Here is a 318-nt window from a genome sequence, read left to right as displayed (position 1 = left end):
CTGTTAATTATACAGACAGATTTCCATTTAAAACTAAAGGGGCTCACTTTGTTTATGCAAAAGCAGGTGAAAGCATTGCAGTCGCTTCTAGTGCCCTTGGCGTAAACAATGGACAAATTATCGTTACCTCGCCTGATGGAACTGTATTTAGTTATAATGTTGCTACCGCTGGCGTGGGTCGTATTTTAAACAGAACAGTAGAACTATCGGGCCCAGGCGTGGGTTACACACCTATCAGTATTGGTGTTTCAGCCACAAGTGAAGGGGTTTGGAAAGTAGAATTTCAGGCCCCAGTAGGCACTGGTAATAGCAATGACA

Annotated in this window: 1 protein-coding gene; it reads left to right on the top strand. The window is 43.4% G+C overall.

The features are described from left to right. Window positions 1-318, top strand: a 318-nt coding sequence (locus WC622_RS16405; RefSeq protein WP_372820772.1) for a hypothetical protein, incomplete at both ends; no start/stop codon positions are given.

Source organism: Pedobacter sp. (assembly GCF_041662865.1).
Classification (GTDB): domain Bacteria; phylum Bacteroidota; class Bacteroidia; order Sphingobacteriales; family Sphingobacteriaceae; genus Pedobacter.
Note: the sequence above shows the minus strand (reverse complement) of the source record. Positions and strands in the feature narration are given on the sequence as shown.